This is a genomic window from Klebsiella sp. SWET4 (assembly GCF_024296565.1).
In the GTDB taxonomy this organism is placed as follows: Bacteria; Pseudomonadota; Gammaproteobacteria; order Enterobacterales; family Enterobacteriaceae; genus Klebsiella; species Klebsiella variicola.
Genome location: NZ_JANCOB010000001.1, coordinates 1,043,248 through 1,065,707 on the forward strand (window position 1 = coordinate 1,043,248; position 22,460 = coordinate 1,065,707).

The 22,460-nt window shown below is 58.3% G+C and carries 23 protein-coding genes; 15 read left to right on the plus strand and 8 right to left on the minus strand.

Going from position 1 to position 22,460, the window contains the following annotated elements:
• The first annotated feature begins 148 nt into the window (after positions 1-148).
• A complete protein-coding gene (locus NKJ21_RS05375; protein ID WP_023322729.1) occupies positions 149-1,237 on the plus strand; it encodes an NAD(P)-dependent alcohol dehydrogenase in 1,089 nt (362 codons plus the stop codon).
• Positions 1,238-1,291: 54 nt separating this feature from the next.
• Here the strand turns inward: NKJ21_RS05375 and NKJ21_RS05380 are convergent, their stop codons facing one another.
• Both NKJ21_RS05380 and NKJ21_RS05385 read right to left on the minus strand, forming a co-directional pair.
• Positions 1,292-2,797 carry a carboxylesterase/lipase family protein gene (locus NKJ21_RS05380; protein ID WP_032730519.1) on the minus strand — a complete coding sequence of 502 codons (1,506 nt, stop codon included), beginning with the start codon at positions 2,795-2,797 and terminating at the stop codon, positions 1,292-1,294.
• Positions 2,798-2,838: 41 nt separating this feature from the next.
• The gene (locus NKJ21_RS05385) at positions 2,839-4,182 is read right to left on the minus strand and encodes a VOC family protein (RefSeq protein WP_038422647.1); all 1,344 of its coding nucleotides are present in this window, start codon (positions 4,180-4,182) and stop codon (positions 2,839-2,841) included.
• A gap of 239 nt (positions 4,183-4,421) precedes the next feature.
• On the opposite strand from NKJ21_RS05385, the gene pcaH reads away from it, so the two are divergent.
• The 4 genes from pcaH to NKJ21_RS05405 all read left to right on the plus strand — a co-directional run bounded on the left by pcaH (position 4,422) and on the right by NKJ21_RS05405 (position 9,547).
• A complete protein-coding gene (gene pcaH / locus NKJ21_RS05390; protein WP_008804660.1) occupies positions 4,422-5,162 on the plus strand; it encodes a protocatechuate 3,4-dioxygenase subunit beta in 741 nt (246 codons plus the stop codon).
• Positions 5,159-5,779, plus strand: coding sequence for a protocatechuate 3,4-dioxygenase subunit alpha (gene pcaG / locus NKJ21_RS05395; RefSeq protein ID WP_008804659.1), 621 nt, complete (start codon positions 5,159-5,161; stop codon positions 5,777-5,779). The genes pcaH and pcaG overlap by 4 nt, the downstream gene beginning before the upstream one ends.
• A gap of 175 nt (positions 5,780-5,954) precedes the next feature.
• Positions 5,955-6,878, plus strand: coding sequence for a LysR substrate-binding domain-containing protein (locus NKJ21_RS05400; protein ID WP_012541541.1), 924 nt, complete (start codon positions 5,955-5,957; stop codon positions 6,876-6,878).
• Positions 6,879-7,174: 296 nt separating this feature from the next.
• The gene (locus NKJ21_RS05405; RefSeq protein WP_008804657.1) at positions 7,175-9,547 is read left to right on the plus strand and encodes a glucose/quinate/shikimate family membrane-bound PQQ-dependent dehydrogenase; all 2,373 of its coding nucleotides are present in this window, start codon (positions 7,175-7,177) and stop codon (positions 9,545-9,547) included.
• A 69-nt stretch (positions 9,548-9,616) separates the two neighbouring features.
• On the opposite strand, the gene NKJ21_RS05410 is transcribed toward NKJ21_RS05405, so the two are convergent.
• The 3 genes from NKJ21_RS05410 to cybB all read right to left on the minus strand — a co-directional run bounded on the left by NKJ21_RS05410 (position 9,617) and on the right by cybB (position 11,669).
• A complete protein-coding gene (locus NKJ21_RS05410; RefSeq protein ID WP_012968056.1) occupies positions 9,617-10,735 on the minus strand; it encodes an S-(hydroxymethyl)glutathione dehydrogenase/class III alcohol dehydrogenase in 1,119 nt (372 codons plus the stop codon).
• 24 nt (positions 10,736-10,759) lie between these two features.
• Positions 10,760-11,035, minus strand: a complete 276-nt coding sequence (locus tag NKJ21_RS05415) for a metal/formaldehyde-sensitive transcriptional repressor (RefSeq protein ID WP_004101746.1) — start codon at positions 11,033-11,035, stop codon at positions 10,760-10,762.
• Between the two features lie 106 nt (positions 11,036-11,141).
• The gene (gene cybB / locus NKJ21_RS05420; RefSeq protein ID WP_008804655.1) at positions 11,142-11,669 is read right to left on the minus strand and encodes a cytochrome b561; all 528 of its coding nucleotides are present in this window, start codon (positions 11,667-11,669) and stop codon (positions 11,142-11,144) included.
• 262 nt (positions 11,670-11,931) lie between these two features.
• Here cybB and NKJ21_RS05425 point away from each other — a divergent pair, with 262 nt between their 5' ends.
• On the plus strand, positions 11,932-12,300 hold the full coding sequence (locus NKJ21_RS05425) for a hypothetical protein (protein ID WP_012968055.1): 369 nt from the start codon (positions 11,932-11,934) through the stop codon (positions 12,298-12,300).
• Between the two features lie 9 nt (positions 12,301-12,309).
• On the opposite strand, the gene NKJ21_RS05430 is transcribed toward NKJ21_RS05425, so the two are convergent.
• Both NKJ21_RS05430 and NKJ21_RS05435 read right to left on the minus strand, forming a co-directional pair.
• Complete coding sequence (locus NKJ21_RS05430) at positions 12,310-12,495, minus strand: hypothetical protein (protein WP_008804653.1); 186 nt, start codon at positions 12,493-12,495, stop codon at positions 12,310-12,312.
• 242 nt (positions 12,496-12,737) lie between these two features.
• Entirely contained in the window at positions 12,738-13,202 is a 465-nt protein-coding gene (locus tag NKJ21_RS05435) for a helix-turn-helix domain-containing protein (protein WP_012968054.1), read from the minus strand.
• A gap of 194 nt (positions 13,203-13,396) precedes the next feature.
• Here NKJ21_RS05435 and NKJ21_RS05440 point away from each other — a divergent pair, with 194 nt between their 5' ends.
• Entirely contained in the window at positions 13,397-14,545 is a 1,149-nt protein-coding gene (locus NKJ21_RS05440) for an MFS transporter (protein ID WP_239270423.1), read from the plus strand.
• Between the two features lie 157 nt (positions 14,546-14,702).
• A complete protein-coding gene (gene add / locus NKJ21_RS05445) occupies positions 14,703-15,704 on the plus strand; it encodes an adenosine deaminase (protein WP_218809638.1) in 1,002 nt (333 codons plus the stop codon).
• A gap of 35 nt (positions 15,705-15,739) precedes the next feature.
• On the opposite strand, the gene NKJ21_RS05450 is transcribed toward add, so the two are convergent.
• On the minus strand, positions 15,740-16,780 hold the full coding sequence (locus tag NKJ21_RS05450) for an oxidoreductase (RefSeq protein ID WP_254732751.1): 1,041 nt from the start codon (positions 16,778-16,780) through the stop codon (positions 15,740-15,742).
• A gap of 190 nt (positions 16,781-16,970) precedes the next feature.
• Here NKJ21_RS05450 and blr point away from each other — a divergent pair, with 190 nt between their 5' ends.
• The 7 genes from blr to rsxC form a co-directional block, all read left to right on the plus strand.
• Entirely contained in the window at positions 16,971-17,108 is a 138-nt protein-coding gene (gene blr / locus NKJ21_RS05455; RefSeq protein WP_012541534.1) for a division septum protein Blr, read from the plus strand.
• A 115-nt stretch (positions 17,109-17,223) separates the two neighbouring features.
• The gene (locus NKJ21_RS05460; protein ID WP_012541533.1) at positions 17,224-18,594 is read left to right on the plus strand and encodes a GH1 family beta-glucosidase; all 1,371 of its coding nucleotides are present in this window, start codon (positions 17,224-17,226) and stop codon (positions 18,592-18,594) included.
• Between the two features lie 218 nt (positions 18,595-18,812).
• Positions 18,813-19,028 (plus strand): transcription modulator YdgT, encoded by a 216-nt coding sequence (gene ydgT / locus NKJ21_RS05465; protein WP_004202843.1) that lies wholly within the window; start codon positions 18,813-18,815, stop codon positions 19,026-19,028.
• A gap of 75 nt (positions 19,029-19,103) precedes the next feature.
• Entirely contained in the window at positions 19,104-19,544 is a 441-nt protein-coding gene (locus NKJ21_RS05470) for a DUF2569 domain-containing protein (protein WP_008804647.1), read from the plus strand.
• A gap of 78 nt (positions 19,545-19,622) precedes the next feature.
• Positions 19,623-20,204, plus strand: coding sequence for an electron transport complex subunit RsxA (rsxA, locus tag NKJ21_RS05475; protein WP_002907658.1), 582 nt, complete (start codon positions 19,623-19,625; stop codon positions 20,202-20,204).
• Positions 20,204-20,782, plus strand: coding sequence for an electron transport complex subunit RsxB (rsxB, locus tag NKJ21_RS05480; RefSeq protein ID WP_008804646.1), 579 nt, complete (start codon positions 20,204-20,206; stop codon positions 20,780-20,782). Before rsxA ends, rsxB begins: the two co-directional genes overlap by 1 nt.
• Positions 20,775-22,460, plus strand: a 1,686-nt coding sequence (gene rsxC, locus NKJ21_RS05485) for an electron transport complex subunit RsxC (protein ID WP_254732753.1), incomplete at its 3' end; no start/stop codon positions are given. The genes rsxB and rsxC, both read left to right, overlap by 8 nt.

Below are 22,460 nucleotides of genomic sequence, written 5' to 3' on the forward strand. Positions count from 1 at the left end.
TTAGGCACGATTAGCGCAAATTTCCGCCACATCCGGTGCTAACTTTTCACCGGTAACCGCTATATTTCTTCATGTTAGCGGCCAACACGGGAGAGCCGTTCGGGCTGTCCCGCCACGCTCTCCAGGGAATTCATTCAGGAGTCATGCCATGCAAGTGAAAGCAGCCGTCACGCTGGGCTACCAGCAACCTTTCGTCATCAAGGATGTCGACGTCTCCCTTCCGGGGAAGGATGAGATATTAGTGAAAATTGTCGCCACCGGGGTCTGTCATACCGACGCGGTGATGCGCGATAACCCGGGAGTGGTGCCTATGCCTGCCATCCTCGGCCATGAAGGCGCCGGGATCGTCGCCAGCGTCGGGGAGGCAGTCAGCGGTATCAGAGTCGGAGACCACGTGGTGCTCAGCTATGCCGCCTGCCACCATTGCGAAAATTGTTTAAGCAACCACCCTTCAGCTTGCGAAGATTTTAATACGCTTAATTTTGGCGGCCGACGCGAGGATGGCACCACCCCCTATCGGCTGGGCGATCAGGATCTGTCCCTGTTCTTTGGCCAGTCGTCCTTCAGCCAGTATGTGGTCACCCGCGCCAGCAACGCCGTGGTGGTCGACCCGGAGGTCGATCTCACCCTGCTCGGCCCGCTGGGCTGCGGCATCCAGACCGGCAGCGGGACGGTGCTCAACCGCCTGAAACCGGTGATTGGGGAATCGATTGTGGTTTTTGGCTGCGGCGCCGTGGGGCTCAGCGCCATCATGGCGGCGAAATTAACCGGCTGCTCTCAGATCATCGCTGTCGATATTCATGCCAGTCGCCTCGCCCTGGCGGGCGAACTGGGCGCCACCCATCAGATCAATGGCAAGGAACAGGATGCCGTGGCCCTGATCAAACAGATCACCGGCAAAGGCGCTCACTACGCGGTGGAAACCACCGGCGTATCGGCCATCGTGCTGCAGGCCGTGCACGCGGTGAAACCATTAGGTACGGTGGCCATCGTCGGCTTTACCGGGGATATCACCTTTAACGTGCAGAACGATCTGATGGCGGAGGGCAAGTCGCTGGTCGGGGTGATTGAAGGCGATGCCGTCCCGGCGCTGTTTATTCCACTGCTGGTGCAGCAGTACAAGCAGGGGAAATTCCCTATCGATAAGCTTATCGTTCGCTATCCGCTGGCCGATATCAACCAGGCTTTCGCCGATTCGGCGTCTGGCAAGGTGATAAAGCCCGTGGTTGTGATGTGAGTGAATGCCGCCACCAACCGGTGGCGGCAGTTGCTCAGCCGCACCTCAGCGCATTTACTCCAGCGTCACGTGATGCTTCATCACCCGGCGAAACAGCGCCAGCCGGGCGCGCATAAAGCGATTTTCCACTTTAAAGCCGGCACGCTTATGCAGGCCAATGCGCAACAGACGATCCCGTCCGCGCAGGCACGCTGGCCAGCGTACCGCGCCGGCAAGCGCCTGGTCGCCGCTGGCGACGCGGGCAAACTGGGCCCAATAGTCAGCCACCTGAGCGGCGAAGGCCAGATCCGCTTCGCTGGCATACTGACACACCGGGTCGGTCAACCGCAGGTTATCAAACACGTAGGGCACCTCGTTGCCATGCCAGGCGCCGTGCGGATAGGTGTCATGCTCCGCCTCCGCAACATAATCAAACCAGTAGCGCCAGCACGGCTGCCCCACGCGCTGCTGCGCCTGCATCACCACATAGCCGAGGGTGGTGAAGGCCATGTCGCGGCACACTTCCCGCCCCAGCGCCTCATCGCCCTTCACGCCGGGATAAAGGAGTTTGATCAGCCCCAGTCCCAGGCGGCGCTCACGGCGCAGCTTCTGGATCTGCCCGGCGATATCGACGCCAAACACTGCCATCACGCTGGCTTCATCGCTGTTGGAGCCGATCATCACCGGCATTGGATGCTGGCGCCCGGCAAAAAAGGTCTCCAGCATCGGTTGCGGCAGCACCGCGTCGCCGACGATGGGGGCCGGCCCTGTGTTCAGCGGCGCGGTGAGCGACCAGAAGGCCTCCGCCGGGATCGCCCGCAATTCCTCAGCGCTGGCTTGCGGTAAGGCAAAGTGTTCCGCCAGCAGGCGGCCTTTCTCCAGCGCCTTCTCTCGCGGCAGGTCGGGTAACGTATACCCGCTCTGAATAATCGCTTTATGGAACAACCCTTTCGCTTTCGGCGAGGCCATCAGCGACAGCACGCTGCGCGCCCCGGCGGATTCGCCAAACAGCGTGACGTTGGCGGCATCCCCGCCGAAGGCGTGGATATTCTCCTGAACCCACTGCAGGGCGGCAATCTGATCGAGCAGCGCGAAATTATAGAGACGTTCGCCCGCCTCTTCTTCCAGCGCCGGATGGGCGAAAAAGCCGAGATGGCCCAGCCGGTAGTTGACCGTCACCACCACCACATCGCGGCTGGCTAACGCTTTGCCATCGTAAGGCGGCAGGCTGCCGGCGCCGATGGTAAACCCGCCGCCGTGCAGCCAGACCATCACCGGCAGCGGCTGCGCCGCAGCAGCAGGTGCCCAGATATTGAGATATAAGCAGTCTTCGCTGAAAGCGCCGGGATCGCCGCCGCCGAGCTCACGGCAGTAGTCAATGTCCTGCCAGCTGGCGGCGGAAAAGGCGTCGGCCTGGCGGACGCCCTGCCAGCGGGCAGGAGGCTGCGGCGCGCGCCAGCGCAGCGGGCCCACAGGCGGCGCGGCATACGGAATGCCGCGCCAGATATGGATCCCCTGCTCTGCGCTCCCGGATACGGTTCCCTGGCGGGTTTTCGCCAACGGTTTCGACGGATGTTGCATAACCTGCTCCCTGTAAGGCTGATGCCAGCAGGGTACTGATTTTACAGCAGACCGCAACGTCGTTTGCTGCGCTCCTCCGCCTGTCGGTACAGGGCAAACTCATCCTCCACCGGGCAGCCCAGCGCCGTCTCAAAGGCTTCGCGGCTGGCATTCCCGTGGCTGCGCGCCTGCGTTTCGTTGCCCAGATTAGACTGAAAAATGCCCGCCGCGCTGACCGGTAAAAAATCTTCATAAATAATCGGCTGGGCGACCACCCACCCGCGCTCAATCAGCGGCTGCGGATCGTCCCCCGGGCGAAACGCCTGGCGATGCGCCTCGCCGGCGGGCGTCAGGCGGTAGCGAAACCAGGCCAACCCCTGCTGACGGAGCAGAAATTCGCTGTCGGGGAATTCGCGGAATACCTCCTGCAGATGCAGCTGATGGCTGAGATTGTCCTTTCCTGTCCCTGCCGCCTGCAGCAGTCGGTCGTACAGTGCGCGTCCTTTTGGCGTTAGCGCAATGCCGCGTTGCTCAATTTCGCCAAAGCGGGCGCTGTGGGTGCCTTTATGCTCACCGGCGAACATCACCGGCTCCTCAAGCGCCTTAAAGCTGGTCTGCCGCAGGAGGATCGGGACCTCCCGGCGCGGTGGCCCTTCAATCAGCGCTTTGGGTTCAATACCACACTCGGGCATCAGGGCCTGGGCGCGGTCAATATCCAGCGTCCGCGGCGTGAGGTGATTGATATGGCATCCCGGAAAGCAGACCACATCGGCAATCAGGCGGTGCTCGCGATGCAGAGCATGGTAGGTCTCCTCATCGACGGTGGCATGCCGGTGCCAGCGGAAGGTCTCCAGCGCCTCCTGCACAAACTCGCGCGCGTCGGCAGAGGTGAATTCGCCCTCAGCTTCATACTGCGCAATCAGCGCCAGACAGCGGGGGGTAAAGATTTTGCGCCGGGCAAGGATGGCCTCGGCCAGCTCGCGCAGGGCGCGATTTTCAATCAGCTCCAGGCGCAGCAGGGAGGTGAAAACCCGAAACGGATTGCGCGCCAGCGCGGCATCGTCGATGGGACGAAAGGCCGTGGAATGGACCGGCACGCCGGCCTGTGAGAGATCGTAATAGCTGACGGGATACATCCCCATGATGGCAAACATGCGACGCAGCGTCGCCAGTTCCTCCGCTGTGCCCACGCGGATTGCGCCGTGGCGCTCCACGTTTAAGCGCGCCAGCTCGTCGGCATTGGCCAGTTGTTCATGCAGCTGCGGATTATTTTCCAGTACCGCGAGATTGACGTCAGCCACCAGCTCCAGCAGCGTCCCGTATTGCGGAACTTCCTGCTGGTACATAGCCGACATGGCCTGCGAAAACTGCTCCCGAATCTCATCAGCCGTGATGGTGTTCGCCATGATGTGTTACCTCCAGTGAATACTTCCTGGAGTGTAGGAAAGCTGCCTCCTGGCGGGGGGAAGAATTTACAAACTGTGATGGCGATAACCTGCTTCCGCTAGCAGTCATTGCACAAAACATAACCCAAGGTTATGAAAAACACCCGGTAATTTCACTTTAAATTAACAATACATTTACACAGACTGTTTCTGGCGACATTACAACAACATGCCCCTCTACCGTCTACACGGAGTACCCGATGAACGACAAATGGTCCCCGCGCGAGGTTATCCATCGCGATTACAGTAGCCACCCGCCCGCTTACGCGCCGGGCTATAAAACCAGCGTCCTGCGCTCACCGAAGAATGCCCTGATCTCCCTGCAGAACTCGCTGTCAGAGATCACCGGGCCGGTCTTTAGCCGTGACGATCTGGGCCCTCTGGATAACGATCTTATCCTTAATTACGCCAAAGAAGGCCTGCCGATTGGCGAGCGGATCATTGTCCACGGTTACGTGCGCGATGGTTTTGGCCGACCGATGAAAAACACCCTGGTGGAAGTCTGGCAGGCCAATGCCGGCGGCCGCTACCGACATAAAAAAGATCAGTATCTGGCCCCGATTGACCCGAACTTCGGCGGCTGCGGCCGGGTGCTGACCGATGAAAACGGCTATTACTGTTTTCGCACTATCAAGCCCGGCCCCTACCCGTGGCGTAACCAGGCCAGCGACTGGCGTCCGGCGCATATTCATTTCTCGCTCTCGGGTGAAGCCTGGGCGCAGCGCCTGATCACTCAGATGTATTTCGAAGGCGATCCGCTGATCAAACAGTGTCCGATCGTCCGAACCATTAATAATGACGACGCCGTGCGCACGCTGATCGCCGAGCTGGACATGCACGCCGCCGTACCGCTGGATTGTCTGGCCTACCGCTTTGACCTTGTTCTGCGCGGCCATCGCGCCACGCTGTTTGAAAATCGCACTCAGGGGGCCGCCCGATGAAAGAGTATCTGCCTGAAACCGCCTCGCAGACGGCGGGACCCTATGTTCATATCGGTCTGGCGCCTGACGCCGCGGGCTTTCATATTTTTGAGAAAAACTTTGGCCCGGTCCTCACCACCGCGGATACCACCGGGGAGCGGATCACCATTGAAGGCCGGGTTATCGACGGCTCCGGAACACCGGTCCGTGATGTGCTGCTGGAGATCTGGCAGGCCAACGCCGCAGGACGCTATAACCATCCTGACGACCGTCAGCAGCAGAAAGCTGTCGACCCGGGCTTCCGCGGCTGGGGGCGTACCTGCTCTGATTTCACCTCCGGCGTCTGGCGCTTTGACACCATTAAGCCGGGCCCGGTTGTCGGCCGCGATGGCCGCCTGATGGCGCCGCACGTCAACCTGTGGGTGGTCGCCCGGGGGATCAACATCGGCCTGAACACACGGATGTATTTCGCCGATGAACATGAGGCCAACGCCAGCGACCCGGTGCTGAATCTGATCGAGTGGGAAGTGAGACGCAAAACCTTAATCGCCGAACGCGAGGTTCGTGGTTCGGAAGTGGTCTATCGCTTCGATATTTATCTGCAGGGCGAAAACGAAACCGTCTTTTTCGATATCTAGCGGCCACGCCGATAAACGCCTTCCCCTCGTCCTGCGGGGGGAAGGCGTTTTAAACCGTGGGGAAAGATCTTGTAATGTAATCAGGTCAAATGTTAATAATATTTTGCTATCTGGTTATCAAATTTAAACAAGGCCGCTTGTCTCTTTCACCGCTGTGTTTTTAACATCATCTACTATGGAAAAAAATGGTCTCTTCAGTCAGCGCATTCGCTTGCGCCATCTACACACCTTCGTGGCCGTCGCTCAACAGGGAACGCTGGGGCGCGCGGCTGAAACTTTAAATCTGAGCCAGCCGGCACTCTCGAAAACGCTTAACGAGCTTGAACAGCTAACCGGTACCCGGCTGTTCGAGCGTGGCCGCCTGGGGGCGCAACTCACCCTGGTCGGCGAACAGTTTCTGACTCATGCCGTTAAGGTACTTGATGCCCTTAACTCAGCGGGTCAGGCGCTGAACCGTAAAGAGGGGCTGAATAACGACATTGTGCGTATCGGCGCGCTGCCTACCGCCGCGCTGGGGATCCTGCCAACGGTGATCGGCCAGTTCCATAAGCAGCAAAAAGACATCACGCTGCAGGTCGCCACCATGAACAACACCATGCTGCTGGCGGGGTTAAAATCCGGGGAGATCGATATCGGTATCGGACGCATGTCCGACCCGGATCTGATGAGTGGACTCAACTATGAACTGCTGTTCCTCGAATCCCTGAAACTGGTGGTTCGCCCGGGACACCCCCTGCTTCAGGAGACCGTGACCCTGAGCCGGGTAATGGAGTGGCCCGTCGTCGTTTCGCCGAAGGGCACCGTACCGCGGCAAAACGCCGAAACGCTGCTCCAGAGCCAGGGCTGTAAAATGCCCGCGGGCTGTATCGAGACCCTCTCGGCTTCGCTGTCACGCCAGCTGACGGTCGATTTTGACTATGTGTGGTTCGTACCTTCCGGGGCGGTGAAAGACGATCTTCGCCGGGGTGTGCTGAGCGCCCTGCCGATTGCCACCCAGGGCGCCGGAGAGCCCATCGGCATTCTGACCCGCGTCGATGCGACGCTCACGCCAGGTACGCAAACCTTGCTCAGCGCCATCCGCAAGTCAATGCCTGCCTGACCCCGCTTTCTCCCCGGTAGCCCTGCCGGGGAGCCTACGTACGTCGATGTGGTGCGACGGACGGCGCAACACATTTAGCAAAATAATCATTTAGTGCGAAATCATTCATTAACAATTGCGTAAATTTCTTTAACAGATCTATCATATCGCGATTTCACCAAATGGTTCATTTGAAATCACATCAAGCAATAAACCTGCGTTTATGAAGGTACAAACCTCTTCATTCAAAAATAAAACAGAAAACACCTGTTTCATTTGGTTCATGATGAAGTGGCGGGAGTGGTTAAGGAGATTACATGGCAACTGGCAACGCGCCGCGCGGATTCCCCCGGATCCTGCAGTGGCTTCTCGCCGGACTGATGCTCATCATCGGTCTGGCTGTGGGTATTCTTGGGGCAAAACTGGCCCTCGTCGGCGGTACACTGTACTTCGCGCTGATGGGCGTGGTCATGGTCATCGCGGCGGTGTTGATTTTCCGCAACCGCCGCGGCGGTATTCTGTTATACGCCGTGGCGTTTATCGCCTCGGTGATCTGGGCGATTAGTGACGCTGGCTGGAGCTACTGGCCGCTCTTCTCGCGCCTGTTTGCGCTCGGCGTCCTGGCCTTCCTTGCCGCCCTGGTCTGGCCTTTCCTCGCCAGCCCACCGGCAAAAAAAGGCCCGGCATATGGCGTCGCCGCCGTTCTCGCCGTGGCGCTGGCGGTGAGCTTTGGCTGGATGTTCAAATCCGAACCACTGGTTAGCGCCACTGAAGCGGTGCCAGTGAAGCCCGTCGCGCCGGGCGAACAGCAGAAAAACTGGGCGCACTGGGGTAACACCACCCACGGCGACCGTTTCGCCGCGCTGGACCAAATCAACAAACAGAACGTCAACCAGTTGCAGGTGGCCTGGGTGGCGCATACTGGCGATATCCCGCAGAGCAATGGCTCCGGGGCGGAAGATCAAAACACCCCGCTGCAGATTGGCGATACTCTGTACGTCTGCACCCCTTACAGCAAAGTGCTGGCGCTGGATGTGGACAGCGGAAAAGAGAAATGGCGTTATGACTCCAAATCCTCTTCGCCCAACTGGCAGCGCTGCCGCGGCTTAGGCTATTACGAAGAGAGCCAGGCGCAAACCGCGCCAGCGTCAGGCACGCAGCCTGCCGCCTGTTCCCGTCGTCTGTTCCTGCCGACGATCGACGCCCGCCTGATCGCCATTGATGCCGATACCGGCAAACTGTGCGAAAGCTTCGGCGATGGCGGTATTGTCGACCTCAGCGTCGGCATGGGTGAAGTGAAAGCGGGCTACTATCAGCAGACCTCCACCCCGCTGGTAGCGGGCAATGTGGTAGTGGTGGGCGGTCGCGTCGCGGATAACTACTCCACCGGCGAACCGCCGGGCGTGGTCCGCGCGTTTGACGTCCACACCGGCAAACTGGCGTGGGCGTGGGATCCCGGCAATCCAGCGCTGACCGGTGTTCCGCCGGAAGGCCAGACCTATACGCGCGGTACGCCAAACGTCTGGTCGGCGATGTCCTACGACGCGAAGCTGAATCTGATCTATCTGCCAACCGGCAACGCCACGCCAGATTTCTTTGGCGGCGAACGTACCGCGCTGGACGATAAATACAGCTCCTCTATCGTGGCTGTGGATGCCACCACCGGCCAGGTGCGCTGGCACTTCCAGACCACGCACCACGATCTGTGGGACTTTGACCTGCCGTCTCAGCCGCTGCTGTACGATCTGCCTGACGGCAAGGGTGGTACCACCCCGGTGCTGGTTCAAACCAGCAAGCAGGGCATGATCTTTATGCTTAACCGCGAGACCGGCGAGCCGGTGGCCAAAGTGGAAGAGCGTCCGGTACCGGCGGGCAACGTCAAAGGTGAACGCTACTCTCCGACGCAACCTTACTCGGTAGGGATGCCGATGATCGGCAACCAGACGTTGACCGAATCCGATATGTGGGGGGCGACACCGATCGACCTGCTGCTGTGCCGTATTCAGTTCAAAGAGATGCGCCATCAGGGCGTCTTTACCCCGCCAGGTGAAGACCGTTCTCTGCAGTTCCCGGGCTCGCTCGGCGGCATGAACTGGGGCAGCGTTTCGGTGGATCCGAACAACAGCCTGATGTTCGTCAACGATATGCGTCTGGGCCTCGCCAACTATATGGTGCCGCGCGCGAAGGTGGCGAAAGACGCCAGCGGGATCGAGATGGGCATCGTGCCGATGGAAGGTACGCCGTTTGGCGCCATGCGCGAACGTTTCCTGTCGCCGCTGGGCATTCCGTGCCAGAAACCGCCGTTCGGCACCATGTCCGCGGTGGATCTGAAAACCGGCAAACTGGTGTGGCAGGTACCGGTTGGCACCGTAGAAGATACCGGGCCGCTGGGGATCCGGATGCACATGCCCATTCCGATCGGCATGCCGACCCTTGGCGCGTCGCTGTCGACGCAGTCCGGACTGCTGTTCTTCGCCGGTACCCAGGATTTCTACCTGCGCGCCTTTGATACCGCGAACGGGAAAGAGATCTGGAAATCGCGTCTGCCGGTCGGTAGCCAGTCCGGCCCGATGACCTACGTCTCACCGAAAACCGGTAAGCAGTACATTATTATCAATGCTGGCGGCGCCCGTCAGTCACCGGATCGCGGTGATTACATCATCGCCTACGCGCTCCCGGATCATCACTGATCGACCTAAGCAAAAGGGCCCATCCGGGCCCTTTTTTTATCGGTGACGATACGCCATCAGCGTTAGCGATTACTGGTCGCCAAAGTGGATCACGGTGCGAATCGATTTGCCTTCATGCATCAGATCAAAGGCCTCGTTAATCTGCTCCAGCGGCAGGCGATGGGTAATAAACGGGTCGAGGCGAATTTTACCAGCCATGGCGTCCTCCACCATTCCCGGCAGCTGACTGCGCCCTTTCACGCCGCCGAAGGCGGAACCGCGCCACACGCGGCCGGTCACCAGCTGGAACGGACGGGTCTTGATCTCCTGGCCCGCACCGGCTACACCGATGATCACGCTCTCACCCCAGCCTTTATGGCAGCACTCCAGCGCGGCGCGCATCACGTTGACATTGCCGATGCACTCGAAGCTGAAATCCACCCCGCCGTCGGTCAACTCGACAATCACATCCTGAATCGGCTTATCGTAGTCGTTCGGGTTGATAAAGTCGGTTGCGCCCATCTCTTTTGCCAGGGTGAACTTATCCGGGTTGGTATCGACCGCCAGAATGCGTCCGGCCTGCGCCTGCACCGCGCCCTGGATCACCGCCAGGCCAATGCCGCCCAGACCAAAGACCGCGACGCTATCCCCGGGCTTGACCTTCGCCGTGTTGTGCACCGCGCCGATACCGGTGGTGACACCGCAGCCCAGCAGGCACACTTTATCCAGCGGCGCCTGCGGATTGACTTTCGCCAGCGAGATCTCGGCGCAAACCGTATATTCGCTGAAGGTGCTGGTGCCCATATAGTGATAAATCGGTTCGCCGTTATAGGAGAAACGGGTGGTGCCGTCCGGCATCAACCCTTTGCCCTGGGTGGCACGCACCGCCTGACAGAGATTGGTTTTACCCGACTTACAGAACTTGCACTCGCCGCATTCGGCGGTATACAGCGGGATCACGTGGTCGCCCGGCTTAAGGCTGGTAACGCCCTCGCCCACTTCCACGACAACCCCGCCGCCTTCATGGCCCAGTACCGCCGGGAAAACACCCTCTGGATCGTCGCCGGAGAGGGTAAAGGCATCGGTGTGACACACGCCGGTGTGGGTGATTTTCACCAGAACTTCGCCTTTCTTCGGCGGCGCGACGTCAATCTCAACGATTTTTAACGGCTGGCCAGGACCAAAGGCAACTGCTGCGCGTGATTTCATAACTGTCTCTTCCTCGTCGTGATGTTATTTTAAATAGGATCGTAGCAGATGACCGACCTCTGCCATTCTCGCGGCCCGCTGGTCCGGGGTGGTCTCGCCGCTAACCAGCTCGTCCTGCAGGTGGATCTCCACCATTTCGCCCATCAGGCCATTTGCCGCACCGCGAATCGAGGCAATCTGCTGCAGGATTGTCATGCAGGGTTCGCCGGACTCCAGCGCGCGCTCGAGGGCCTCGACCTGGCCGCGGATGCGGCGTACGCGACTGAGCGCCCGTTTTTTATCTTCAGGTGAATGTGGCACGATTACGCCTCCGTATCATATAGGGGGGTATACTATATTTTATTACCCATAAAGGCAAAAAAAACCCCGTCGCGGGACGGGGTCAGGCAAAAAGGGTAACGATCATTTAGCGCTTACGAGGCATCATCCGCAGCAGGGTATTATCTTTCCACCAGTAATGATGGACCAGCGCGGCAAGGGCATGCAGGCCAATGACGAAGTACCCGGCGTTGGCTAACCATTCATGGATCGCCTTCAGGGTATCCACCCGCTCAAAATCGCTCTGTGGGGCATACGGCATGGTCAGGCCAAAGGCGTACCAGGGATTTCCGCGCCAGTACATCATCACCATCCCGATCAGCGGCAAGGCAATAAATAGCAGATAGATAACCAGATGGCCGAGATGAGCAAAACCGGTCATCATCGGCGACGGTTTCGGCACGATCGGCGGCGCTGGCGACTTCAGCCGCACCAGCAAACGCGCCACCATCAGCGCGCAGATGGTGATCCCGCAGGAGACATGAATCATATTAATCAGCGGCCGGTCACTACGGGGAAAAAATCCACGTAGCTCCATTGCCGCATAAGCCACCACCACCAGCAAAAAGACCAACCAGTGAATACCGATCTGCAGGCCCGAATATTTATCGCGCATGGAATTTCCTTAATGGAAAGAATGATATCGCCAACATAGCGGCCTTCTCTTAAATTTTCATTAACCTTTACGTTGAATTAACAATTGATTACCGCACTGCGCCGACCCGGGAAGGCGCAGCATGCCCCGACGTGCTGAAGCGAACAGGCAACCGGCAGTCGGTACGCTATTACAAAATTAAACAGTTTTGTCACCTTCCACCGCCCTGTCCTTCTCTATAGTAGAGAGCATCTGTCGAGCCACGTTGCGCATGGAGATGAGAATGAAGAAAATCGGCTTACCGCTATTGTTGCTGGCGTCGCTGGCTGTCCCGGCTTTCGCTGCGGACTGCCAGCCTAACGGCATTGGCGGATCATTTTGCATAAACGATGATGGCACCACCACCGACACGGTACCGAATGAAGTGAATGGTATGGATACTTACTCAAACAATGGCGGGTATACCAGCTCCCTGCCCGATCAGTCGGGGGCCGATGAAGCGCTGGAAGGCTCGACGATGTCGACGCAACAGGATACGGTCGCCAGCAGCGGCCAGGGCGATAGCGCACTGGCTGGCCGCGACTGGCATGCACCGTCCAATCTCAATGATGGCGCCGCCACCTCCAGCATGAGTCTGCTGGATAAACCCTGAGATCGGATGCTAAGCGAGGCTCCAGCCTGCGGCGCCGATAGCGACGGCGAACAGCAGGCAGGCCAGCGCCGTTTTGCGTAACAGCATGGTATAGAATGAAATCGCAACGCCAATAAAGACCACAATCAGAATCGGCCACATGCTTAATAGCAGCAGCAGAAAACCCTCAATATTGTTATGGATTACGCTCTCCACATCCGCATCCTTGCCTCATCGTCGATAAAGTAAGCAGAATTTAATATGTAACATGAATACATTCAAATAAAATATAAATGCAAATGATTATGCACAGCATTCTGCGGCGGACGGAGGCTCGCCTGTCTCGGCGTCCTGGGGGTGCCATCAGGAGCCGCCACGAAAAGAGACGTCAGGATGGTTCCAGGACCACTTAGTGGTACGCTCGTACTCTTGCTGGGATCGCGCTCCCCTTCAGACCTTCATTCGCCGCTGATATCCGACACTACGCGCCGGCGATGGCAGTCGCCTGGTTGCAGTTTATCCCCCTGAGCGGAACGCACATCCAGATACTGAAGCGGCTGACCGTGTTCGTTATCCAGCAGGACAGAATAGGTTTCCCCCTGATCAAACATATAACGCTCTCCCCATTGCCGCATCGCCACAACAATGGGAAACACAGATCTCCCCTTTTCAGTCAGGACGTATTCCTTGTAGGCGCTGCCATCCGATGCCGGTAAAATCGCGAAAATACCGATATCGACCAGGTGCTTCAGCCGCGAGGCAAGGATATTTTTGGCCAGCCCTAGATTCTTTTGAAACTCGCTGAATCGCCGCACATCGTCAAATGCCTCGCGAATAATCATCAGGCACCAGCGTTCTCCAATTGATTCCAGCGTTCTTGCCACCGGACATTCACTGGTTCTGAGTGATTCCTGTTTCGCCATCTGCGTGCTCTCCGTCTATCAGTCTGCTGTTGCCAGCTTAATCTCCCCTCGTAGCAGTTGCAAAAGAAAACCACTATGGCTAGTTTTATAAGCATACTAGTTTTAAAAAGCAACCAGAGTGCAGGCCTCTTATGAAATGCAAGGCAAGTTTGTGTACCGAGCACGAGATCCCGACCGCGTCCGCCCCTGTCACGATGCTGACCGCGGGGATAACGGCGCTGTTTTCATTGACCTGCGCGCTGGCGGTAGCCAACGTTTATTCAGCTCAGCCTTTACTCGACTCGATGGCGGTCAGCCTGAAGGTGTCGCCCGGTATGATTGGCAGCGTCGTCACGGCAACGCAGGCGGGCTATGCCATTGGTTTGCTGTTCCTGGTTCCGCTCGGGGACGGGTTGAACCGTAAATACGTGGTGTTGACTCAGCTGTTGCTGTCAGTGGCGGCGTTAGTCGTGGCAGGGTTATCCCCTAATATCGCGATCCTGCTGGGGGCCATGCTGATCGTCGGGCTGATGGCCGTGGTGGTGCAGTTGATGGTGGCGTGGGTGGCGATATTGGCGACGCCGCAGAAACGAGGCCAGGCGGTAGGTACCCTGACCAGCGGCATTGTTTCAGGCATTCTGTTATCTCGTTTTATATCAGGGGCGATCGCTGATATCGCCGGCTGGCGAGCCGTTTATCTCACGGCTGCCTGTCTGATGTTGTTGATTGCCGGCGTCGTCTGGAAAGTCATGCCTTCGCCCCCGCCGCAGCCGCAAAAGCCCACTTATCTATCCTTACTGAAGTCAGTTTTTCAGCTGTATCTCACTGAACCGCAACTGAGAAAGCGCGGGATCCTGGCGCTACTGATCTTCGCCGCTTTCAGCATGCTGTGGACGACCATGGTCATGCCGCTCACCGCTCTTTCCCTGTCGCACACCCAGACAGGGATGTTTGGCTTAGCCGGCATCGCTGGCGTGCTGGCCGCCTCAAGGGCGGGCAGATGGGCTGACCAGGGATGGGCGCAGCGCACGACCGGCCTGGCGCTGGTGCTGCTGGCGCTCTCCTGGCTGCCTATCGCCTGTGCCGAAACCTCTCTGCTCTGGCTGATAGCGGGCGTTATCGCACTGGACTTTGCGGTGCAGGCCGTTCATGTCACCAACCAGAGTCTGATTATTGCCGCCAGGCCTGCAGCGGCAAGCCGCCTGGTTGGGGCTTACATGTGTTTTTATTCGCTGGGCAGCGCGGCAGGCGCTATCGTCGCCACCCAGCTCTATTCTCACTGGGGATGGCAGGCGGTTTGCCTTGCCGGCGCCGCGGTCAGCGCCTGTGCTTTTCTGGTCTGGTCAGGATCGCGTCAATCATGAACGTCGTGCTCGCTGTAAAATGGCGCAGCGAAAAAGAGCGGAAAAGTGACCAGAGAAGCCCCAGCTGTTTGTATCGAATGGATTTTTTCAATGCTTTTAAACAGTTATGTACATGTTGTATAATGACGTGCACTTTAACTAAAAAAAGAGTGCGACCATGATTGATTCTTCATTGCCATTAACCGACATTCACCGCCACCTTGACGGTAACATCCGGGCCCAAACCATCCTCGATCTTGGCCGCGAGTTTAATATCGCCCTTCCCGCTTCCACCCTCGACACGCTGCGTCCCCACGTCCAGGTCACCAGCCTTGAGCCCGATCTGGTCAGTTTTCTTGCCAAGCTCGACTGGGGGGTAAAAGTCCTTGCCTCACTGGAAGCCTGCCGTCGCGTGGCATACGAGAACGTCGAAGACGCCGCGCGCAATGGCCTGCACTACGTTGAGCTGCGCTTCTCTCCCCGCTATATGGCGATGACCCACCAGCTTCCTGTCGACGGCGTAGTAGAGGCGGTGATCGCGGGCGTACGTGAAGGCAGCCGCGATTTTCAGGTCGACGCCCGCCTGATCGGCATTCTGAGCCGCACCTTCGGTGAAGCGGCCTGTCAGGAAGAGCTGGCGGCGCTGCTCGCCCACCGCGAGGGCATCACCGCGCTGGATCTGGCCGGTGATGAGCTGGGCTTCCCGGGCGCGCTGTTCCTCAACCATTTTAATCAGGCCCGCGACGCTGGCTGGCATATTACCGTCCACGCTGGCGAAGCGACCGGACCGGAAAGTATCTGGCAGGCCATCCGCGAGCTGGGCGCGGAGCGCATCGGTCATGGGGTCAAAGCGGTAGAGGATCCGGCCCTGATGGACTACCTGGCCGAACATCAGATCGGCATTGAATCGTGCCTGACCTCGAATGTGCAAACCAGCACCGTGGCTTCGCTGGCCCAGCATCCGCTGAAGCAGTTCCTTGAGCACGGCGTGCTGGCGAGCCTCAACACTGACGATCCGGCGGTGCAGGGCGTTGATATCATTCACGAGTACACCGTGGCGGCGCCGGCGGCGGGCCTGAGCCGGGAGCAGATCCGTCAGGCACAGATCAACGGTCTGACCCAGGCGTTTCTGAGCGAACAGGAAAAAGCCGCTCTCATTCAGCGGGTGGCGAAAGGTTGATCACCGGCCCGGCGGCAGCGCTGCCGGGCTCCCCCTCACACCAGGCTGAGCGTGGCGCGATGTCTGGCAGACTCGATACCCAGCTCAATCAACGTCATGATCTGAATCGCCTCGCTGGCCGGGACCGGGTTTTCTCCCTCCCCGTTAAGCGCATCGCGAATGGCGGCATAGTAGGCGGGATAGTTGCCCGGCAGCGTCAGCCATGTCTCCTCGCTTCGTTCGTCGCCTTCGGCGCGGGTCAGAGTACCGTCGCGCATATCATACCCCCAGTCCTCCTGCGGCAGTCGTTCACCGTTTTTTAGCCGTTCCTCCTGAGGATCAAGGCCGAACTTAATATAGCTGGCCCGCGAGCCGTGGACGATAAAGCGCGCGCTCTCCGCCGCAGCGAGCAATGTGCCATGCAGCACCACCCGCCGCAGGGGATAGGTCAGCACGGCATGAAAATAGTCGGTGGATTGCGCGCCGGGGCGAAGTTGAGCGAGATCGACTGTGATACTCACCGGCAGGCCAAAGAGCACCACCGCTTGATCGAGCAGATGTGGCCCCAGATCGTACCAAATGCCACTTCCGGGACCACCCTGCTCACGCCAGCGCTGACGCACCTGGGGGCGGAAGCGATCGAAATGCGACTCAAAGTAACACACTTCCCCCAGCTGACCTTCGTTAATTAACGCCCTGACGGTTAAGAAGTCACTGTCCCAGCGGCGGTTATGAAACACCGACAGCACCCGGCCGCAATGCTTCGCCAGACTCTCCAGCTCGCGTGCTTGTGACAGTGTCACGGTAAAGGGTTTATCCACCACCACATGTTTGCCCGCTTCCAGCGCCGCTTTCGCCAGCGGAAAGTGGGTATCGTTCGGGGTGGCGATGACGACCAGATCAATATCAGGATCGTTGAGCAAGTCTTTTGCCGCACTCACCACCCTGACCCCCGGCCAGTCGGCATGGACTTTGCCGGCCTCGCTGCTGGAGACCCTCGTCAGCGCCATGCCCGGCGTGCCGCCGATCAGCGGCGCGTGAAACGTTTTGCTGGCGTAACCGTAGCCTATCAGCCCTACCCGGATCGCGTCACTCATGTTACCGCCTCACTTATTCAGCTAATGTCAATATCGCGTAGATGAGAATAATCTTACAAACAATGAGCAAAATTTATCATTTGATTCACAGCTGTTTTCCCGCATGCGTGCAAAATCAGACAGATACCCCTTGTGATCTGCTGACCATGGAGTAACATTTCCCACTGTGTTCAAAGGATACTGAAGTGTTATGACGACTGTTTTTACCCGTATTGTAGAACTTATTGGCTGGATTGTTTTTGGGATTTCCGCACTGCTTTTGGTTATCGCCCACCATATTGATAACTACCAGTCGCCACCGCCAGCGGATGTGGTGCAGACAAAGTAGCGCCGCCGTGAAACAGTGACCCGCCTCGCAACTGTGCAACCGGTTTCAGAAACCGGTTGCACAGCTATCCTTGCTTTGATTACACTCCCTCTATCATCAGACTGGGAGCTTTTTCATGGCCGCTTTTCCGCACAATTTTTTATGGGGTGCCGCTACCGCAGCGTATCAGGTTGAAGGTGGGCACGACGCAGACGGTAAAGGACCGTCAATCTGGGACATCTACTCTCACCTGCCGGGTACCACCTTTGAAGGCACCACCGGCGATGTCGCGGTCGACCACTATCACCGTTTTCGCGAAGACGTTGCGTTAATGGCCGAAATGGGCCTGCAAAGTTATCGATTCTCCATCTCCTGGCCCCGGCTGCTGCCCGCCGGGCGCGGCGAAGTGAATGAAGCCGGCGTACAGTTTTACAGCGATCTGATCGACGAACTGCTGGCGCACAATATTGAGCCGATGATCACCCTCTATCACTGGGACCTGCCGCAGGCCCTGCAGGATGAGGGTGGCTGGGAAGCACGCAGTACCGCCGAGGCCTTCGCCGAGTACGCCCGCCTGTGCTATGCGCGCTTTGGTTCACGGGTGAAGCTGTGGGCGACCTTTAACGAAACCATCGTGTTCATTGGCCACGGCTACATTAACGGTCTGCATCCCCCGGCGGTGCGCGATCCGGCGCGTGCCATTCAGGCGTGTCATCACGTGTTTATCGCCCATGCGCTGGCGGTCAAGGCATTCCGCGAGATGAACGTGGCGGGCGAGATTGGCTTCGTCAATGTGCTACAGCCGCATACTCCGCTCACCGACAGTGAGGCGGACAAAAAAGCCACCGAACTGGCTGACGCCATCCACACCCACTGGCTTTACGACCCGGTACTGAAAGGCACCTATCCTGCCGCCCTGCTGGCGCAGACCCAGGCGCTGTGGGGGGTACCACGCTTTGCCCCGGACGATGACACACTACTGCGCGAGAATCGCTGTGACTTTATCGGGCTGAATTACTATCGCCGGGAAACGGTGTCCGCCCAGCCGCCCAACATCCCCACCGGTGGCGAACCTGGCGTGGAGGGGTTGTTCTATTTCGTGCGTAATCCGCAGAGCACCTATACCGAATGGGGATGGGAAATCTGGCCGCAGGGGCTGACGGACGGCATTATGATGATCAAGGAACGCTATGGCGATATCCCGATCTATATCACCGAAAATGGCCTGGGAGCGAAAGACCCGATAATTGCCGGAGAAGTGGTCGACGATCCGCGAATCGACTACCTGAGCAGCCATATTGGCGCCCTGGAAAAGGCACTGGCGCTGGGGGCGGATGTGCGCGGCTATTATCCCTGGTCGTTTATCGATCTGCTGAGCTGGCTCAACGGATATCAAAAGCAGTACGGCTTTGTCTATGTCGATCACCAGCAAAATCTGGCACGCAAACGAAAGAAGAGTTTTTATTGGTACAAATCTGTTATTGCCAGTCACGGCGAACAGCGTTAATCTTCTCTTGCGGGCGCCATTCGGCGCCCGGTCTGGTTTTAGAATATTCTTAAACTTCTCCCTGCTCTTCAAGGTCGGCTCTCGCCCCTTGTCATGGGTTTATATAACCTGAATCATTCCACCCGGCCCCATTCAGAAGGCGCCGTTGGTTGAGAGTAGGTTTAGTGAATGCTGATAATATTCAACATAATTATTCCGATTATAAAATGGATACGAAAATGACCGTTCTGGACTATTTATTAAAATTCCGCAAAATCAGTTCGCTCGAAAGTCTTGAAAAACTATTTGATCACCTTAACTACTCCCTGACCGACACCGAAGAGATCGTGAATATGTATCGTGCGGCCGACCACCGCCGGGCAGAGCTGGTCTCCGGTGGTAAATTGTTCGATGTGGGCCAGGTGCCTAAATCCGTTTGGCGATTCGTGCAGTAAGGCTGTCATCCTTCACGCCAGTTGCTTATACTTCCCGGCCTGATTTTCATTACTGGCGTTGAATAGGGGAGTAACATGACGTCTCAATCTGCAGAACGCATTGGCGGATGGCTGCTGGCACCGCTGGCCTGGTTGCTGGTGGCGCTGCTGAGCGCCTCCTTATCGCTGCTGTTTTTTGCTAATGCTCTCATGTCGACGCAGACGTATGCCCTGCTCCGCGCCATGAGCACCGGACATCTGGCGCTGTGGCTCGCTTCGCTGCTGTTTGCCGTCGCCATGTGGTATTACACGCTCTGGCTGACCATCGCGTTCTTTAAGCGGCGCTCGCTGGTCCCTAAGCACTATATTATCTGGCTGCTCATCACCCTGCTGCTGGCGATAAAGGCATTTGCCTTCTCTCCCGTCTCGGATGTCCTTGCTTTGCGCCAGCTGCTGTTTCCACTCTTGGCTGCCGCGCTCCTGGCGCCCTATTTTCGCCGTTCCCAGCGGGTAAAACGGACCTTTGTTCATCCGTAATAACCCCACACTTAACCTGTTGTCGCCGGTATCGTTTTATTCGATAATAAGCGGCTTTTTTTCGTTTCAGGTCGCATGATGGCTGATTATTTACTGCTCTTTATTGGTACAGTCCTGGTCAATAACTTCGTTCTGGTGAAGTTTCTTGGTCTGTGCCCGTTTATGGGGGTTTCCAAAAAGCTGGAAACCGCAATGGGGATGGGGCTTGCCACCACCTTCGTGATGACGCTGGCCTCTATTTGCGCCTGGCTGATTGATACCTGGATCCTTATCCCCTTAAATCTGGTCTATTTACGCACGCTGGCCTTTATTCTGGTCATCGCCGTGGTGGTTCAGTTCACTGAAATGGTCGTGCGTAAAACCAGCCCGGCGCTCTATCGCCTGCTGGGTATCTTTCTGCCGCTGATCACCACCAACTGTGCCGTACTCGGGGTGGCGCTGCTGAATATTAATCTGGGGCACAATTTCCTGCAGTCCGCGCTGTACGGCTTTGCCGCCGCCGTCGGTTTCTCGCTGGTGATGGTGCTGTTCGCGGCGATCCGCGAACGCCTGGTGGTGGCCGATGTGCCCGCGCCGTTTCGCGGTAATGCCATCGCATTGATTACCGCCGGTTTAATGTCTCTGGCTTTTATGGGCTTTAGTGGTTTGGTGAAGTTGTAATGAGCGCAGTCTGGATAGCCGTGATCGCCATCAGCCTGTTAGGGCTGATTTTCGGCTTAATACTGGGGTATGCCTCCCGCCGTTTTGCGGTGCAGGACGACCCGGTGGTGGAAAAAATTGATGAACTGTTGCCGCAGAGCCAGTGCGGGCAGTGCGGCTACCCCGGCTGTCGTCCCTATGCGGAAGCTGTTGGTGCCCAGGGTGAAAAAATTAACCGCTGTGCGCCGGGTGGCGAAGCCGTAATGTTAAAAATCGCCGCCTTACTGAACGTCGACCCGCAGCCGGTCGATGGCGATGAACAGGAGGCGGAGCCAGTTCGTATGCTCGCGGTAATCGACGAGCCGAACTGCATTGGCTGCACCAAATGCATCCAGGCGTGTCCGGTGGATGCGATTGTCGGGGCAACCCGCGCCATGCATACCGTGATGAACGACCTGTGCACCGGTTGTAATCTGTGCGTTGCCCCCTGCCCGACCCAGTGCATTTCGCTCGTTCCGGTGGCGACCACCCCGGAAACCTGGAAATGGGATCTCCATGCGATCCCGGTGCGCAATATTCCTGTGGAACAACATGTTTAAGTTATTTTCCGCTTTCCGAAAAGATAAAGTCTGGGATTTTAACGGCGGTATTCATCCGCCCGAAATGAAAACCCAGTCTAACGGTACCCCACTGCGCCAGGTGTCCCTGCCGCAGCGCCTTATCATTCCGCTCAAGCAGCATATTGGCGCCGAAGGCGAACTGTGCGTCAAGGTGGGCGATCGGGTGCTGCGCGGCCAGCCGTTGACCCGCGGATGGGGAAGAATGCTGCCCGTACACGCCCCGACCTCCGGTACCGTTACCGCCATCGCCCCGCACACCACCGCTCATCCGTCGGGGCTGGCGGAGATGAGCGTGATCATTGACGCCGACGGCGAAGACCGCTGGATTGAGCGCGATGGCTGGAGTGATTATCAGGTCCGCACGCGCGAAGCGCTTATCGAACGCATTCATCAGTTTGGCGTCGCGGGCCTCGGCGGCGCCGGTTTCCCCACCGGCAGCAAACTGCGCGGCGGCGGCGATAAAATTAAGACGCTGATTATTAACGCCGCCGAATGCGAACCCTATATCACGGCGGACGACCGCCTGATGCAGGACTGCGCCGCGCAGATTGTCGACGGGATCCGCATCCTCGCGCATATTCTGCAGCCTGACGAAGTGCTGATCGGCATTGAAGACAATAAACCGCAGGCCATTTCGATGCTGCGGGCGGTGCTCTGCGACGCCCATGGCATCTCGCTGCGCGTGATCCCCACTAAATACCCCTCCGGTGGGGCCAAGCAGCTTACCCAAATTCTCACCGGCAAGCAGGTGCCTCATGGCGGTCGTTCGTCGGATATTGGCGTGCTGATGCAGAACGTGGGGACGGCCTATGCGATAAAACGCGCGGTGATTGACGGCGAGCCGTTAACGGAGCGCGTGGTCACCCTGACCGGCGAGGCGGTCTCGCGGCCGGGCAACGTCTGGGCGCGCCTTGGTACCCCGGTACGCCATCTGCTTAACGACGCCGGCTTCTGCGCCAGCGCCGAGCCAATGGTGATCATGGGCGGCCCGCTGATGGGCTTTACCCTGCAGGGGCTGGATGTCCCGGTGGTGAAGATCACCAACTGTCTGCTGGCGCCTTCCGCCAGCGAGATGGGCGAGCCGCAGGAAGAGAAAGGCTGCATTCGCTGCAGCGCCTGCGCCGACGCCTGTCCGGCCGATCTGCTGCCGCAGCAGCTGTACTGGTTCAGCAAAGGCCAGCAGCACGATAAAGCCACCGCGCACAATCTGGCGGACTGCATAGAATGCGGCGCCTGCGCGTGGGTTTGCCCAAGCAATATTCCGCTGGTGCAGTACTTCCGTCAGGAGAAAGCGGAGATCAGCGCGATTCGCCAGGAAGAGCAGCGCGCCGCAGACGCTAAAGCGCGATTCGAAGCCCGACAAGCGCGCCTGGAGCGTGAAAAAGCCGCCCGCGCCGAACGGCATAAAAAAGCTGCCGTTCAGCCTGCCGCCAAAGATCAGGATGCGATTAACGCCGCCCTCGCCCGGGTACGCGACAAACAGCGTGATGCCGCGCAACCGATCGTGATTCAGTCTGGCGCCAAACCGGATAACAGCGAGGCGATTGCCGCCCGCGAAGCGCGGAAGGCCGAAGCCCGGGCACGCAAGGCACAGCAGCAGGCCGCGCCGGTGGAAGCCCCGGTAGCCGAGCCGGTCGACCCGCGTAAAGCCGCGGTG

Excerpts from the sequence above, each read along its gene's own strand:
- NKJ21_RS05435 (WP_012968054.1), bottom strand. The coding sequence starts at position 13,202 with ATGGCGAAACAGGAATCACTCAGAACCAGTGAATGTCCGGTGGCAAGA.
- NKJ21_RS05405 (WP_008804657.1), top strand. The coding sequence starts at position 7,175 with ATGGCAACTGGCAACGCGCCGCGCGGATTCCCCCGGATCCTGCAGTGG.
- NKJ21_RS05400 (WP_012541541.1), top strand. The coding sequence starts at position 5,955 with ATGGAAAAAAATGGTCTCTTCAGTCAGCGCATTCGCTTGCGCCATCTA.
- NKJ21_RS05450 (WP_254732751.1), bottom strand. The coding sequence starts at position 16,780 with ATGAGTGACGCGATCCGGGTAGGGCTGATAGGCTACGGTTACGCCAGC.
- NKJ21_RS05375 (WP_023322729.1), top strand. The coding sequence starts at position 149 with ATGCAAGTGAAAGCAGCCGTCACGCTGGGCTACCAGCAACCTTTCGTC.
- pcaH (WP_008804660.1), top strand. The coding sequence starts at position 4,422 with ATGAACGACAAATGGTCCCCGCGCGAGGTTATCCATCGCGATTACAGT.
- NKJ21_RS05440 (WP_239270423.1), top strand. The coding sequence starts at position 13,397 with ATGCTGACCGCGGGGATAACGGCGCTGTTTTCATTGACCTGCGCGCTG.
- NKJ21_RS05385 (WP_038422647.1), bottom strand. The coding sequence starts at position 4,182 with ATGGCGAACACCATCACGGCTGATGAGATTCGGGAGCAGTTTTCGCAG.
- NKJ21_RS05380 (WP_032730519.1), bottom strand. The coding sequence starts at position 2,797 with ATGCAACATCCGTCGAAACCGTTGGCGAAAACCCGCCAGGGAACCGTA.
- ydgT (WP_004202843.1), top strand. The coding sequence starts at position 18,813 with ATGACCGTTCTGGACTATTTATTAAAATTCCGCAAAATCAGTTCGCTC.
- NKJ21_RS05410 (WP_012968056.1), bottom strand. The coding sequence starts at position 10,735 with ATGAAATCACGCGCAGCAGTTGCCTTTGGTCCTGGCCAGCCGTTAAAA.
- rsxB (WP_008804646.1), top strand. The coding sequence starts at position 20,204 with ATGAGCGCAGTCTGGATAGCCGTGATCGCCATCAGCCTGTTAGGGCTG.
- NKJ21_RS05425 (WP_012968055.1), top strand. The coding sequence starts at position 11,932 with ATGAAGAAAATCGGCTTACCGCTATTGTTGCTGGCGTCGCTGGCTGTC.
- blr (WP_012541534.1), top strand. The coding sequence starts at position 16,971 with ATGACGACTGTTTTTACCCGTATTGTAGAACTTATTGGCTGGATTGTT.
- add (WP_218809638.1), top strand. The coding sequence starts at position 14,703 with ATGATTGATTCTTCATTGCCATTAACCGACATTCACCGCCACCTTGAC.
- NKJ21_RS05460 (WP_012541533.1), top strand. The coding sequence starts at position 17,224 with ATGGCCGCTTTTCCGCACAATTTTTTATGGGGTGCCGCTACCGCAGCG.
- rsxA (WP_002907658.1), top strand. The coding sequence starts at position 19,623 with ATGGCTGATTATTTACTGCTCTTTATTGGTACAGTCCTGGTCAATAAC.
- cybB (WP_008804655.1), bottom strand. The coding sequence starts at position 11,669 with ATGCGCGATAAATATTCGGGCCTGCAGATCGGTATTCACTGGTTGGTC.
- pcaG (WP_008804659.1), top strand. The coding sequence starts at position 5,159 with ATGAAAGAGTATCTGCCTGAAACCGCCTCGCAGACGGCGGGACCCTAT.
- NKJ21_RS05470 (WP_008804647.1), top strand. The coding sequence starts at position 19,104 with ATGACGTCTCAATCTGCAGAACGCATTGGCGGATGGCTGCTGGCACCG.